The sequence below is a fragment of the Candidatus Woesearchaeota archaeon genome, assembly GCA_018302225.1.
Classification (GTDB): Archaea; Nanobdellota; Nanobdellia; order SCGC-AAA011-G17; family JAGVZY01; genus JAGVZY01.
On the sequence record JAGVZY010000001.1, the window covers coordinates 1 to 14,412 of the forward strand.

Here is a 14,412-nt window from a genome sequence, read left to right on the forward strand (position 1 = left end):
CCTTTGTCTGCAACAATGATTTTTGGTTCTGCTTTGTTTATTAATTCTTTAACATCTTTAGTATCGTGTCTTGGAATTATCCTTATTTTTGCAGAAGGAAACTTTTTCTTTCTAGTGTCAAACGCGGTATTAAGCTTTACATAAGCTCTTGGAATATTTCCGTTTATTCTTCTCAAATAATAATAACTGGGTTTTGTTCTAGAAAAACCTGTGCTATCTATTGCAGCCAGATAAGTTTTTCCTGCTGTTAGTTTTAGTAATTCATTCCAAAACTGCGCATTAAGTCTTTGCGCAGTTCTCTGCAAGGAAGATTTGCTTGGACAATTTACACCGGTTATATCAAGAAATTGTTTTATTCCCCTATAAGAAAGTCTGCTAATAGACTTTAGCAACAAGCTTAGTATATGATCTAAAAACTCATATTTCTTAGATCCAAACTTGTTTAACCATTTGGGACACACTTGTTTAACCATTTGGGACACTTCAGTCTTCTTAAAAAACGCTTAATTTTATTAATTAGTTTGATTTCTTTCTTCATGGTAAACACCTCAACTGTTTACCCCCTATAGGCTTCGGCCCATAGGGTTATTTATATTCATAATTTATATAATTTTAGGAGATTCGGGACAGAGCCTATTTAAACCTTAAGTCCAAATAAATGTCTGCTATTTGTTTAGGCAAATTTACTAATTCTTTAAATTTTCTTGCATAAGTACATGATTTAGCCAATTCACCAAAATAGGAATCCCTTCCACTATCGATACTTAAATAAACAACTTTTATTCCTTTAGACTCTACCTCTTCTATAGCTTTAATAGTATCTGCTAAAGCATATTTGCTTCTATAATTTTCAGCACTAGGACGTCCATCAGACAAAAGAAATAATATTTTCTTTTTATTAAATTTTTCCATTTCTTGAACCATGGCCCTAATTGCAGCACCATCTCTATTTTCATTACCTGGTTTTAATGATGCAACTTTATATTTAGTCCTTGTATCCCATTTGTCCTTAAAACTTTTCAACTCTTCAAGTCCAAGGATACATTCATCATTTTCTGAAAAAGAATAAACACAAAAATCATCTCCAATTTCTTTAATTGCCTCTCCAAGAATCAATCCCGCATATTTTTCTATATCAATTACATCCATATCTGTTCCATATACACCCTCACATGTTGACCCGCTTCTATCAATTAAAATGCCAACACAATAATTTTTTTCTTTAATTATTGGTTTATCATAGATTTTATCTGTTGGCCTTCTCCCAGATACAATTTTTGACACTTCAATTCTTGCCAATTTAGAATTGATCCTTCCTTTTTTAACCCCTCTTTCTAAACTTAATGAATTTTTCTTAAGTTTAGCCAAATATTCTTTTACTTCTTCTACTAAATATTGATATTTAGATTCAAAGATCTTTAAAGATTCTATATAATTTTCTTTATCCAATTTTGAAAGATCATACCTGGTTTTTTCAAACTTTGCTTTTGATGAATATTTTTTATCCTCATAATTCCATTCAGGTAATTTCTGAATTTTAGTGGTTTCTTCATCATCCTCTTTGTCTGACTTTAAATTGCGAGATTCTAAATGTTTTAACATATCTGCTTCTAATTCTTTCATAGCATCATCAAAATCTTCATCTGATTGATCATCTAAATCACCTAATTGTTCAGATATATCTTCCAAATCTGCAGCATCTTTATTTTTATATTTAGACTTTCCACTTTTCTTACTTCCAGTTTTATCACCTTTTCGGAAATCGGACTGTTGAAAACCCCCTTCTTGTTGATCTAAAGGATCTTCTTCTTGTTTTTTTCCATCTTGTTCACTTTCTTCTCCCCTAGACTTTTGAGAATTACCGGATTTTCCAGAAGATTTTTTATCGAGGATATAACTAATTATATCATTAACATCTTTAGCAGTTTTCTCTGAATATTTTTGTTTAAGATAAGATTCTATTTCTTTTTTATTCATATTAAACCTTCTTTTTCTAATGATTCAGCTATTGCCTTAGCATTTAAAGGAGAATATCCTTTCTTTATCAAACCTTCTTCAATTATGGGTTTTAATTCTAATCCCTGTGAAGAATTTCCACCTCGTCCATGCATTTCTTCTAATTTTTTCTTTAAATCTTCAAGATCTATCTCCCCCCTATCAGATTTACCTTTCTTATCAGATTTATCTCCATTAGGATTATCTTTATCTAAATCTGATTTTTGATCTTCTGAATATTCTTCTTCAGGTTCTTCTACACCGAATTTTTCTTTTACTTTTTCAGTTAATTTATCTATTTTCTTTTTACTCTTTTCCAAATCTTTTTCATCTTTTATTTTTATTCCACCAGAATCAAAATCGTTTATACTTTCACTAGGCTCTCTACCAGGAATATTTTCTTTAGGTAATTGCTTAACACTTTGTGGAAATTCCTTTTCTAATAATTTATACACTTTAGTAGCATATTTAACACTATCACTTACATTCTTAGATACATCTCTCACATTAGAAGAAATAGAAACCATCTTTTTATAAAGATCTTTATAAGTTTGAATTCCTTCTTTCTTAAGACTTGGATTTTTTATCTCTTTAACTAAAAGTTTGTCCTCTTTCTCTTTTAGAGGAATTTTTCTTTCTCCCATAGTTTTTCCAGATCTTAATTTTAATTGGAATATATCTATTAAAGCTATTAAATCATCTTCTGGAATATTGTGTTTAGATGCATAAAACTGCACTTCTTGTTCTAAAAGTTTAGGCATTCTTTCCTGTCTCTTAAACTCAGATTTAAAATAATGTTCAACCCTTTCATCCTCCAATATATTAATGAGAGCTTTAGCTAACTCAGGATTTTCAAAATTAGATTCTAAAAAATCTGTTAAATTTAAAATTCCAAAACTACCATATCTAAGATGAGAAGCTTCGTGATAAAGATTGGCGATGTATAAAGAAGTATTAGGATTAAATTTAGGGCTAACTTTACCTTTTTGAGGAGAATAATTGATTTCATCTATAGACTCGGGCAAATAAATCCTTTTACCATCTGTTGCAGGACAACCATCTTTGTCTATTTCTTGTAAATCAATTTTAGCACCAGCCAATAATTTATATTTTTCAAGTATTAAATCATCTAAGATTTCTGACATTTTAATTTTAGATAAAGAAATAAGTTCATCTTCATCAACCACATTACCATAATAAATAGGAATAAACTTTTTTCTACTCTTTTTTCCATCTACCAATTCCATTTCAGAGGCATAACCTGCCCAACCCCCATGTTCAGGGAAATTAATTTCTAAGTAGGATTCACCATCTTTTAATTTAAAGCCTACAACTTCTCCAACAGAATCATGATGTATATGCCCCCAACCCTCTTTTGGTTCATCAACACTTTCTTTAACTCTTACTTTATCTCCTATACTAAAACCATATTTACTTGAAGATTCTTTTTTAGACTTTGTTTTAGATACTAATTCCATTTCAGGGGCATGTCCATACCACTTTTCATAATTTGGAAAATTAATTACTAATTTATCTTCAGTATCAAAAAAGTCTACAATTTCTCCCACCGCATTATGATCTAAAGTATCCCATTTATATTTTGGTTCATCAACACTTTCTTTAACTCTTACTTTATCTCCTATTTGAAAACCATATTTACATTCTTTTAATTCTTCCTCAAAATATTTTGGTTTAGTCTCAAACTTCTTCTTTGAATCTAAATATTTTACTTGATAAGTCACTTCATTTTCTTCTGGAATTACTTTTTCAATTTCAACTAAATCTTCACCATATTTTAATATGAATCCTTCTTTATATTTTGATTTAAAGGGTTTTTCTGAAATAATTTCAATTTCCTTTTTAGGTAAATGAAATATACTTTTAGTTTCATTAGGGATTCTAAAGTCAATTTCATAAACTAAATCATCTTCAGATAGAATAACCCCCACTGTATGGCCGCCAAGTTTTTTTTCTAATTCTTCAGTCAAATAATCTTCTTTAATTTTTACAAGATACCCTTTATTGGATTCTTTGCTCATTTTTTTCTTTGTTCATCTCAATATCTTCTATAAGTGAGACTATTGCTTCAACAAATCTTCCAGATTTTTTGATTAAGCTTTCTAATCTACTAGCAGATAAAGAACTTAAATTGCCGTGCTCATAATCTTTATAAGTAGATATAATTAAATTGCAATAATCAAGATAATGTGCAGATAATAAGCCCTTTTTAACTACCCTATTCTTTAATTCAATGGCAACTTTTCTAGGAACAGGCATTGGATAACCTAAAGCAACTAATCCTGCTTGACCTGCATCTACAACTGATTTATACAACAATGAAAGTATTTTTAATTTTATACTATCTATACGTTTAAGCCTTCCACTAATATCCTTAACTAATTTGTTTATAGATTCATTACTACCTAAAATTTTTCCCTTTAACATTAATTCCCTAAGAGGTATAAAAAATCTAGAAGGGTCATAAATCCCTAAAGAAGTTTTTAATTCATTAAAAAGATTAATATCTCCACCCATAATTTTCTCAAAATAATCAGATAAATAATATTGGCGAACAACAAAACTAAAATTATATTTATTTAATATCTCTTTTTGTATTTTTTTAATAAGAAGATTAATGGCATGTTTATTTCCTAAAGAAAGGTCATTAAATAATACACCTATAATTAGTTCTTTAGAAAATTTTATTTCTTTGGGATTAAGAAGCCACATAGCTTTAATATTTCTTTTCTGTACCTTCAGAAGACTATCTGAAAAGAGTTTTATTGCTTCTACACTCTCAAGTTTTTTAGTTTTTTCCATTATACAATCCATCTAAGACCAAATAAATATTTTTAATTTCCTGATAATCTAAACTTTGCTTGAACTCTTTATTTGAATGAATATAATTATATAAATTAATTAAAGTAGCAAAATTCTTTGAAGAAATCTCTTTCTTAAGGATACTAATTTTTTTCAAATCTTGTTTAGGTATAATTTTATGTTCTTTTTTAATAAGTCTTTCACACACCTGTAAAATAGCTTTATATAATTTCTCAAAATTCTTTTTATCTTTTTTATTTTGTAGATGAATTAATATCTCTTCCATAATTTTAATGAAATCTTTTGCCTTTTCATGATATTTATCTATTTCTTTGCCTTCTAATCTTAATAATTGCTCAAATTCTATTTTTTTACTAACCATATATATTTCTTCATAATTATCTATAGCAATTTTATTTATAATTTCATTTTCTTTAAAGACTTTCTTTAACTCTTGCAATACATTCTTAGGAAAAGGAGGATATTTACCATAATAAGATAAAACTATTTGCGCACTTTCTGTCATAGCCATAAGAATTTCATGACAAATTTCTCTCAAAAAAATGTCTCCGGCCAAATCTACATCTTTCTCAGCTTGTTCGATAAGCTTTTCAGATCTTTCTTCAATGCTATAAATTTTACCTTTTTTTAATAAATCTTTGATTAATTTTAAATATCCTGATTCATCAAAAATTATTAGTGAATTTCTAATGGATGTTATTACCCAAGGTTCTCCATTTCTTATAAGATCCCACCAATGAGTCAAAGTTTTTGGTGGCTGAAAATGCAGTTTAATTCCCTTTTTATTATATTCTTGTTGTATTAATTCGGTATATAATTTTAATTTTTCTATAAAAGAAGAGCTTAAACTTTTTTGAGTATCATCAAGTAAAATAAGGATATCAATATCAGAACCTCTAACATTTTGTTTTTCAACTGCACTCCCATAAACCCATATTGCCTTAACAATAGGCCTTAATTTTATTAATGGAGCACAAGCTCGCTTCACCTCTTTAAATGAATCCAAGTCCATATAGATCTTTATTCTCCTGAGATTTAAAAATATTGCTATTTTAACGAGAAATTAACATCTAAAAACAATAGAAGCGCTTTTATATTTTTCTTCTAAATATTTTTTGAATTAAATATTAATTATAATCGTCTAAAAAAAGAATATTTTTAATTAAAACACTAAACCATTGCTTCTATACTATCAACTTTCTTACTTACAATACGAGAATTTACATCTTCGTCATTAACACAACTTCTAAGAGGATAATCATGTTTAGGATTAACAGCATTATCTACCCAATCTTTAACCTCGCTCTGAAATCTATTCATTTCTTCTGCCCACTGCGATTGTTTTTTTAATTGAGTAGGTGTAATTATATAAGAATGGACTATTGGTTTTCCAACAGGTTCATATTTTTTTGAAACTAAATTATAGCTATATTGCTGGTCTATACAAGTTACTTTCTCACCATATCCACCTTTACGCAATTTTATAGATTTACGAGAATAGTCTACTAAAGCTATACAATCTGGATGTAATTTATCTTTATCCATAAAACTAAGAAGTTTAACACATTTATAAAATTAACTAAAAGTCTTTAAAAAGAGTATTAAAACCATTTGATATATTCTCTTCTTCAAATATTTCATTTGAATTATCATCACCACTAGAACCTTCTAAATTCTCAAAAAATTCTCTTCTATTTTCCTCTTCTTCTAAATTTTCATCAGAAGTTTCTTCAGACTTTTCAAATATAGATTCAGATTCTTCTTCTGAATCTAAATCAGAATCTAAATCAGAATTATTTTCTTCTTTTTCAGGAATAACTTCATCTACACCTTTCAACATATTTCTTTCTATTTCAGAAACTAATTTTTTAGTATCATAAAATTTATCTGGATTTACCGAAATTGCATCTATTCTATTTCTAACTAAGAATTCTACAATTTCTGGATATTCTGAGGGTGCTTGTCCACAAATTGAAACTGTTTTTCCATATTTATGGAAATGAGTAATTATATTCTCAATAGCTCTTAACACAGCGGGATTTCTTTCATCAAAATAACCCATTCTTCCTAGCTTTGCTGAATCTCTATCCACCCCTAAAACCAATTGAGTTAAATCATTGGAACCTATAGATGTACCAGTAATACCTAATTTAGCAAATTCATCAGGAATAAAAGCTATAGAAGGAACTTCGGCCATTAAATAAATCTTAAAATCTTTGCTTAATTTTAAATCTTCATCATCTAAAATAGCTAAACACTTTTCAACTTCATCCACAGTTCTAACAAAAGGCATCATTACATGAACGTTTTTGTAAAACTCTCTTACTTTTTTAATTGCTTTACATTCTAATCTAAAGGCTTCTTGGAATTCATCACTAACATATCTTGAAACACCTCTCCAACCAATCATAGGATTTTGTTCAACTGGCTCATATTCTGAACCGCCTTCAAGATTTTTGTATTCATTAGTTTTAAAATCAGAGAATCTTACAATTATAGGTCTCGGATTTAATACTTCAGCAACTTTAGAAATGCCTTCAGCAAGTTTTCTAATGTACTCTTTTTCTTGCCCCATTTTAATCATATATAAAGGATGTTTACTTATTGTATCAGTAATTATAAATTCAACTCTCATTAAACCAATTCCATCCATATTATAATCTTTATATTTAGAAATCTGCTCAGGCTCACTTAAATTAACATAAATATTAGTTACAGTTTTAATATTTTTATTAATCAAAGCTAATTCTTTTTCTTGAGTTGTTTGTATTTTTTCTTTAATATGAATAATTCCATCATATACATTACCTTTTCCACCATCAACAGTAATCTCCTGATTGTCTTCTAGAATTTTTGTAGCTTTTTCAGTTCCAACTATGCAAGGTATACCCATTTCTCTTGAAACAATCGCAGCATGCGAAGTTAAACCGCCTTCATCAGTAACAATTGCAGAAGCTCTTTGCATTGCAGGAACATAATCAGGATTAGTCATCTTTGCAACCAAAACATCTCCTTTTAACACTTTACCCAAATCATGAAGAGAAGTAACTTTCTTTACTTTTCCAGAACCTATTCCAGGTGATGCAGGTAAACCCTTTAATAAAACTTTTTTATCTTTGAAATCTGCACTTTCATTATCCATTGATTTATTAACGGCATTTTCTGTTGTTATAGGTCTTGATTGTACGATATAAGTTTTACCTGCTTCAATAGCCCATTCAATATCTTGAGGTCTTCCATAATGCTCTTCAATATTAACTGCATGTTCTGCTAAAGTTTTTATTTCAGAATCTTCTAAAACTTGTTTTGTTTGCTCATATTCAGGAAGAGTTTTTTTGATTGTATTTCCAGTTAAATTATCTCTTGTAAATAACCACTCTTGTTTTGTAATTTTTTTAGTTTTTAATTTTAAATTTCTTTTATCAACAATATATAAATTCGGACTTATTGCTCCAGAAACAATTGCTTCACCTAAACCAAATCCACCTTCAATAACAATTTCATTTTTATTATTATTTGTAGGATTAATTGTGAACATAACTCCTGATTTTTTAGAGTTAACCATTTTTTGAACAACTATTGCAAGATAAACTTTCATATGATCAAAATGATTTTTAGCTCTGTAATATATTGCTCTTCCTGTAAATAAAGAGGCCCAACATTGTTTTACTGCAATAGTTAAATTTCTATCTTCTCTAATATTTAAGAAAGAAGCTTGTTGTCCTGCAAAACTTGCTTCTGCTAAATCTTCTGCAGTAGCAGAACTTCTTACTGCAACAAAAATTAACTCAGTAGTAGGATTCAATAAACTTAAAACCTGTTTTCCAACTCTCTCTACAGTTTCTCTTCTGCTTAATTCATTATATGCGTCGACTATATCTTGTTTTACTTTTTCAGGAATTTTTGATTTTAAAATTAATTTTTGTATTTCCTCAGACGCTTTTTGCAACTCATCATTATTTTCATAATCAATTGTTTCTAGAATACTTGAAATTTCTCTATCTAATTTATTTTCTTTAATAAAAGTTTTATATGCTTCAGAAGTTATAACAAAACCAGGAGGCACAGGCATTTGTGCGTTATACATTTCACCGAGATTAGCACCCTTACCACCTACTGACGCAATATCTTTAGCGTGAATTTCACTAAACCATGCTATATTCATTAATGCACCCCTTTTTAGTCTAATAAAATCTAAAGGGTATAAAAAGGTTTCTTAAAAAAAGTAGTTAATAGAATCTTACTTCTTATTTTCACTCATCACAACTTGATAAGTTCCAGGCATCTTGGATCTACACAATCTCAAAGCTTCTTTCGCAACATCTATTCCAGCCTTATCAACATTAACTGTAAACACAGGTTGACCCTGTTTTACTTGTGCAGCAATACTAATTATTTGTCCAAAGGACATAGCCATACCAGTCTGCATTCTATCTGCACCTGCACCAGTAATCATCTTATTTTCTCTTATTGCTTGATGAGGAAATAATCTTAATTTAAATGAATATAAACTCTTTCCAAGTCTTTTTAGAAGTCTTCTATTTGCAACTTGTCTTGCTGATTCCAAAGCATTATGCCTCAATTGTATATTCTCTCTTGAAACCAAATCAAGTCTATAACTAAAAGTTTTCTTAGGCTCACCCATATCATATCTTATAATTTTAGATGGAGGAAAAGACTTTACATAAGATTTGCTCTTGAATTTAGACCTTCTTGTATACGCTCTTACTGGGCATCTACACGAGCTTCCTTTTCTTAATGTTGACATTTTTTCTCTCCTTATTTAATTTTGCTCATTCAATTTTAGCCTTAGCACCGATTGCTTGTCCAGGCAGACCTTTTTCAAAGATTGCCCTTAAAGCACCTTTTGTTCCATGTTGTGCTTTTATAATACCTTTTATTACCTTTCCAGCAGGACTTGTCCAAAATACATTTTTATTTAAAAATTTAGCAGAGTCCTTTTTAGTTTCAACTTTAGGAACTTCTAAGATAGCATGGCTTGGCTTTTGTGTGTGCCTGCCTCTTCTAAAATTTATTATTATTGCTTCCATTTATTTCTCCATTTATTTAACAACTCTATTAAGAAAAAACAAAGTATTTAAAAAGTTTATGCTGAAATCATGAATTCAACATCATTTCCCAATATTTTTCTTAAATCTTCAAATATAGTTTCTTTGATAAACACATTATCAGTAGATTTAAACTCCTTTAAGGCCTTTTCAAGCCCTTCAGAGTTAGACTTAACCATATTAATAAGTCTATTATTTTTTATCTCTGTTTTTAATACTTCCGACTTTTTATTCAAATCAGGGACTATATAAGCAACTTCTCCTAATAACAAAACTTCTCCAGTTTTGCCTGCATGCTTTAATTTTATCCTTACCTTCTCAATAATTTTAGTTTGTCTCTTTTCAATTAGAGTAATAAAAATATTCATAAGTGCTCTTACATTTTTAGAAACTTTTTCAAACTCATGTTTTGAAATTTTTTTATGATTCTTTTTTGCATTTTCAATTTCTTTTAAAGTTTTTAATGTCCATTCAGGAAGTTCTCTTTCTTTAATTAAATCTTTTAATCCTGCTTCTAATTTTTTATTTTTCTTTCCAGAAACTTTTAAAACATCAACTAATAAATTAGTGCAACTATTATATAGTTCAATTACATTTTCTTGCTCTTTTCTTTTTTGTATAACTTCAAATAATTTTTTTATTCTGTCTAGATATTTCTGTGAATCTTGTATTAAACTTTCAACTTGATTACCATTAATTTCTTTTAATTTTCCGTGTTCAATATCTTTATAGTACTGTCTTATATTATCAAGAATATCAACATATTTCTTCTCTAATATTTTTTCTTTTTTTACAAATATTTCATCCAATAATCTTACAGTTTCTTTTGGCGTTGGTGGAGAAACACCATACATCATAAGTGCGGCTTGTGCAGGACTTAATGTAGAATAAAATAAATCTTCAACAACAATATTGTTTAATTTATATCTAACTCTTTCAATCATCTTTTCTCCTGCAGACATAAACATATCAATAGATTCTCTTGAAGGTCTTATCTTACCCATTTGCAATAACAATCTCCATGGAACAAATACTCCTCTATCAAATAAAGGAACTCCATCCCTTAATAATGTAAAGAACACAGGATTAGCATCTTTTATTCCATCCCAGAAATCAGTTAAAATATAAACTTGAACATGAAATTGTTTTTTAACTTGAGCCATTTCAGCAGCCTGGAAAGAAAGAGCAACAATAATCGCTCTTAATTTTTCTCTCAATTCATACCTTGTCATTTTTTTGACATCAGTATCATCAACTATAACAAATACATCAATATCATTTGACTTCTCTCCCCTAAATAGAGAACCTGCAGCAATATAAGAAACGATATATCTATCAAACTTTTTTAGAACCATAGACTTATGGATTTCAGAAACTTTTAATCCGGCTAACCAATCCTTAGGATCATAAATTGGAGCAGACATTGCAATTAATTCTAATAATTCATATTTACTATCAAACAAGTTTTGCTTTACTTCAGATAATAACATAGTATTTACTGCTAACGCTTCATCGATTTCTTTAGAAATCTTTTCTACATTAACAGATAACTTAGATTTTAATTCATACAAATCAGATTTAGCATCAGTATCATCAAATACTACAAGAATATAAACTTTATCTTGTGGTAAATTTTGCTCTTGTTTTGGTGGAGGTAATAATGCAAGTGCAATTAAATGTTCATCATATTGTTTTAACAATTTTTTCTTTAATAATTCGACTTTCTTTTTTATTTTTTCTAACTTCTCTTTTACTTCAACAGGAATATCTTTCATATCTGGCGCAGAATTATCAGAAGGTATCTTAGAATCTAATCCGTTTTCTTTTTTCTTTGCTTGTTTTTCTTTTTTAGACATTTTAAAGCACTTTATAAACTCTTTATAAATAAAGCCACTTTTTAGTTTAAAAACCTTTCGGTATCTTTTTATTTAAGTTCTAATAAAAAAATGAATATGATTGAAAAATATGAATTTGGATTTTTCATTGTAGACAAAAAACGATATGATGGAGATTTAATAATTGTAAATAACCAACCATTTCTAAGAATAGGTCATTCTCATTCTATCACAGAAGAAGAAATTAAAAAATTAATAATCGCTTCAAAAACTAAATGCTTAATTATCGGAACAGGTTATAGCGGTGGAGCCTCCCTAGATACTAAAGCATCAAAATTATTGCACGACGCAGGTGTTAGACTGATTATAGGAAAAACACAAGATATTTTCAAAAGAGTGAATACAACTGAAAACTGTGCAGCAATATTACATGCTACTTGCTAAATTCTCTTAAAATTAGAAAAAGACATAACTGAGTTATATAATCTGCCATTTTATGGTTAGTAAATGACTTAATTCTTTTTATATCCTAATTTAAAAGCATTTGATATTATAATTTACTTAGACCATTTACTAAATTATGCTAAAATTTATAAACCTTGCATTAGTTTAAATTTCTTAATGGGCCCGTGATCTAGTGGCTATGATGCTGCCCTTACAAGGCGGATGTCGCAGGTTCAAGTCCTGCCGGACCCATTTTTTATTAAAAAGCGTTGGTGGTATAATGGCTAGTATCGCACCTTGCCAAGGTGTGGATCCGGGTTCGAGTCCCGGCCAGCGCATTGACCACACCAAAGATTATTATCAAACCAAAATTCAAAGAACATTTCTCAGAACTTACAGATTTTGACAAATTTATAGAATATTCTTTAAGACCTCTAAGAAAAAGTTTTAGAGTAAACACTTTAGTTGCAAATTTAAAAGAAACAAAAGAAGAATTAGAAAAAAAATCATGGAATTTAAAACAAATTCCTTGGTGTAAAGAAGGATTTTTCGCTCAAGGAAATATTGGTTTAGGAAATACAACAGAACATTTCTTAGGAAAGATTTACATTCAAGAAGCGGCATCAATGATACCCCCATTAGCTCTAACACCATTTAAAGACAAAGTATTAGATGTTTCTGCATCTCCTGGTTCGAAAACAACTCAAATTGCAGCAACGATGAAAAATAAGGGTTTAATTATTGCAAACGACGTTGATGCAAAAAGATGTGATATTCTTAATCAAAATTTGCAAAGATGCTCAGTTTCAAATTGTACAATTACAAAAATAAATGGTTTTCAAATAAAAGGAGAATTTGATAATATCCTTTTAGATGCACCTTGTTCAGGAACAGGAGCAATTAGAAAATCACCTTTAACATTAAATATTTGGAATAAAAATATGATTAAAAAATTTACAAATACTCAAAAAAAACTAATAATAAACAATTTCAACAATTTAAAACCTGGTGGAAGAATGGTTTATTCTACTTGCAGTGTAGAACCAGAAGAAAATGAAGAAATCATAAGTTACCTATTAAATCAATTTAATAATGCTAAATGTAAAAAAATAGACTTAAATTTAAAATCATCGAAGCCCATTCTTAACTACAAAAATAAGACCTATCATGAAGGTGTTAAAAACTGTTTAAGATTATGGCCCCAAGACAATGATACAGAAGGCTTCTTTATTGCTTTAATAACAAACTTTAATAACAAAAGATTAATTTGTTGGAATGCTTTTTTTAAGTTCTTTATTCAATTTAATTTTTAAGCAAATTAAATAAACTAAACCTATGATAAATGATAAAACAAATAAACTTAGTATTAGTTCTTTATATAAACTAAGCGAAGTTAAATAAGACTTGGTACCTCTCCAATCTATAATTAAAGATAAGATCCAAAAAGGTAGGGTCAAGATTGTTGAAATAATGAAAGGATAGAATATCAGTTTCTTTTTAAAAATAAATGCCAAGATTAAAAATATTAAGATTGTAACTAAAGTTAAAAAATCATCTATCCACTCCTTATAGTATAAAATATACACTACTTCTCTTTCAGAGTCGCATAACAAATTAATATATTTTATATCCCATTCAGCACAAGATTCGTTCTTATTTTTTATATCAACAGAATAACCCCCAATATATTCTGGAGATTTAAATGATTCTTCAAGAGTAGGACAATTATTTTTGACATTAGCTTGTTCAAATCTATTAGGAAGATAAATAGAATTATTTATTAACATATATTTATCGGAATTATCAAAATAATTTTTGGCTTCATCAGAATCTAAATCTTTAGCGATTTCAAAAGGTATATCACTAGAATTCTCAATCGTACATCCTTCGGGTCTTAAAGAAAAAAGATTATCAAATTTTTCCTGTATCAAGTCTAATCTAAGATCATGAGGCGAACCCAAAATAGAATCATAAGTTATATACCTGGAGTTTAATTTATCTATAATATAACCTGGAATTAAAAGAACTCCAAAGAACAATATAGACAATAAAACAATTATAAACCCCTTTTTAAAATTCATAATTTATTAATATTTAAAGAGTATATTAAATTTTTTATTTTTCAAAAACAAAACATTTATAAATACCAAATCGACATTATTGCCTTTGTGAAAAACTCTTCTAAACGATAAAAAAGCACCAAAATCAATCGTTATAGGGAGATTTGG

At 28.6% G+C, this 14,412-nt stretch carries 13 protein-coding genes and 2 tRNA genes; 4 read left to right on the forward strand and 11 right to left on the reverse strand.

Translation table 11 applies throughout. The features are described 5' to 3' along the window. The 10 genes from J4403_00005 to J4403_00050 all read right to left on the reverse strand — a co-directional run. A partial coding sequence (locus J4403_00005) for a hypothetical protein (GenBank protein MBS3166576.1) occupies nucleotides 1–473 on the reverse strand: 473 nt, incomplete at its 3' end. A gap of 160 nt (nucleotides 474–633) precedes the next feature. Next, nucleotides 634–1,977 (reverse strand): hypothetical protein, encoded by a 1,344-nt coding sequence (locus J4403_00010; GenBank protein ID MBS3166577.1) that lies wholly within the window; start codon nucleotides 1,975–1,977, stop codon nucleotides 634–636. Beyond that, nucleotides 1,974–4,034, reverse strand: coding sequence for a hypothetical protein (locus J4403_00015; protein MBS3166578.1), 2,061 nt, complete (start codon nucleotides 4,032–4,034; stop codon nucleotides 1,974–1,976). The genes J4403_00010 and J4403_00015 overlap by 4 nt, the downstream gene beginning before the upstream one ends. Continuing rightward, complete coding sequence (locus tag J4403_00020) at nucleotides 4,015–4,815, reverse strand: hypothetical protein (protein MBS3166579.1); 801 nt, start codon at nucleotides 4,813–4,815, stop codon at nucleotides 4,015–4,017. Before J4403_00020 ends, J4403_00015 begins: the two co-directional genes overlap by 20 nt. Next, a complete protein-coding gene (locus tag J4403_00025) occupies nucleotides 4,802–5,848 on the reverse strand; it encodes a nucleotidyltransferase domain-containing protein (GenBank protein ID MBS3166580.1) in 1,047 nt (348 codons plus the stop codon). Before J4403_00025 ends, J4403_00020 begins: the two co-directional genes overlap by 14 nt. Before the next feature lie 158 nt (nucleotides 5,849–6,006). Next, nucleotides 6,007–6,381 (reverse strand): hypothetical protein, encoded by a 375-nt coding sequence (locus tag J4403_00030; protein MBS3166581.1) that lies wholly within the window; start codon nucleotides 6,379–6,381, stop codon nucleotides 6,007–6,009. A 34-nt stretch (nucleotides 6,382–6,415) separates the two neighbouring features. Further along, a complete protein-coding gene (gene ppsA / locus J4403_00035; protein MBS3166582.1) occupies nucleotides 6,416–9,001 on the reverse strand; it encodes a phosphoenolpyruvate synthase in 2,586 nt (861 codons plus the stop codon). A gap of 75 nt (nucleotides 9,002–9,076) precedes the next feature. Then, the gene (locus J4403_00040; GenBank protein ID MBS3166583.1) at nucleotides 9,077–9,604 is read right to left on the reverse strand and encodes a 50S ribosomal protein L16; all 528 of its coding nucleotides are present in this window, start codon (nucleotides 9,602–9,604) and stop codon (nucleotides 9,077–9,079) included. Between the two features lie 25 nt (nucleotides 9,605–9,629). Beyond that, a complete protein-coding gene (locus tag J4403_00045; GenBank protein MBS3166584.1) occupies nucleotides 9,630–9,887 on the reverse strand; it encodes a 50S ribosomal protein L35ae in 258 nt (85 codons plus the stop codon). Between the two features lie 56 nt (nucleotides 9,888–9,943). After that, a complete protein-coding gene (locus J4403_00050) occupies nucleotides 9,944–11,761 on the reverse strand; it encodes a hypothetical protein (protein MBS3166585.1) in 1,818 nt (605 codons plus the stop codon). Between the two features lie 96 nt (nucleotides 11,762–11,857). Between J4403_00050 and J4403_00055 the strand changes: the two genes are divergently transcribed. From J4403_00055 to J4403_00070, 4 genes are all read left to right on the forward strand, one after another. Continuing rightward, nucleotides 11,858–12,184 carry a hypothetical protein gene (locus J4403_00055; protein ID MBS3166586.1) on the forward strand — a complete coding sequence of 109 codons (327 nt, stop codon included), beginning with the start codon at nucleotides 11,858–11,860 and terminating at the stop codon, nucleotides 12,182–12,184. Nucleotides 12,185–12,363: 179 nt separating this feature from the next. Then, a tRNA-Val gene (locus J4403_00060) sits at nucleotides 12,364–12,436 on the forward strand. A 14-nt stretch (nucleotides 12,437–12,450) separates the two neighbouring features. Continuing rightward, a tRNA-Gly gene (locus J4403_00065) sits at nucleotides 12,451–12,522 on the forward strand. 15 nt (nucleotides 12,523–12,537) lie between these two features. Then, entirely contained in the window at nucleotides 12,538–13,497 is a 960-nt protein-coding gene (locus J4403_00070) for an NOL1/NOP2/sun family putative RNA methylase (GenBank protein ID MBS3166587.1), read from the forward strand. On the opposite strand, the gene J4403_00075 is transcribed toward J4403_00070, so the two are convergent. Further along, nucleotides 13,447–14,265, reverse strand: a complete 819-nt coding sequence (locus J4403_00075; GenBank protein ID MBS3166588.1) for a hypothetical protein — start codon at nucleotides 14,263–14,265, stop codon at nucleotides 13,447–13,449. The genes J4403_00070 and J4403_00075 overlap by 51 nt on opposite strands. Nucleotides 14,266–14,412 lie beyond the last annotated feature (147 nt).

What these genes read in the sequence shown, in the direction of transcription:
- J4403_00055 (MBS3166586.1), top strand. Translation starts at nt 11,858, where the DNA reads ATGATTGAAAAATATGAATTTGGATTTTTCATTGTAGACAAAAAACGA.
- J4403_00010 (MBS3166577.1), bottom strand. Translation starts at nt 1,977, where the DNA reads ATGAATAAAAAAGAAATAGAATCTTATCTTAAACAAAAATATTCAGAG.
- J4403_00025 (MBS3166580.1), bottom strand. Translation starts at nt 5,848, where the DNA reads ATGGACTTGGATTCATTTAAAGAGGTGAAGCGAGCTTGTGCTCCATTA.
- J4403_00030 (MBS3166581.1), bottom strand. Translation starts at nt 6,381, where the DNA reads ATGGATAAAGATAAATTACATCCAGATTGTATAGCTTTAGTAGACTAT.
- J4403_00075 (MBS3166588.1), bottom strand. Translation starts at nt 14,265, where the DNA reads ATGAATTTTAAAAAGGGGTTTATAATTGTTTTATTGTCTATATTGTTC.
- J4403_00050 (MBS3166585.1), bottom strand. Translation starts at nt 11,761, where the DNA reads ATGTCTAAAAAAGAAAAACAAGCAAAGAAAAAAGAAAACGGATTAGAT.
- J4403_00015 (MBS3166578.1), bottom strand. Translation starts at nt 4,034, where the DNA reads ATGAGCAAAGAATCCAATAAAGGGTATCTTGTAAAAATTAAAGAAGAT.
- J4403_00040 (MBS3166583.1), bottom strand. Translation starts at nt 9,604, where the DNA reads ATGTCAACATTAAGAAAAGGAAGCTCGTGTAGATGCCCAGTAAGAGCG.
- J4403_00045 (MBS3166584.1), bottom strand. Translation starts at nt 9,887, where the DNA reads ATGGAAGCAATAATAATAAATTTTAGAAGAGGCAGGCACACACAAAAG.
- J4403_00020 (MBS3166579.1), bottom strand. Translation starts at nt 4,815, where the DNA reads ATGGAAAAAACTAAAAAACTTGAGAGTGTAGAAGCAATAAAACTCTTT.
- ppsA (MBS3166582.1), bottom strand. Translation starts at nt 9,001, where the DNA reads ATGAATATAGCATGGTTTAGTGAAATTCACGCTAAAGATATTGCGTCA.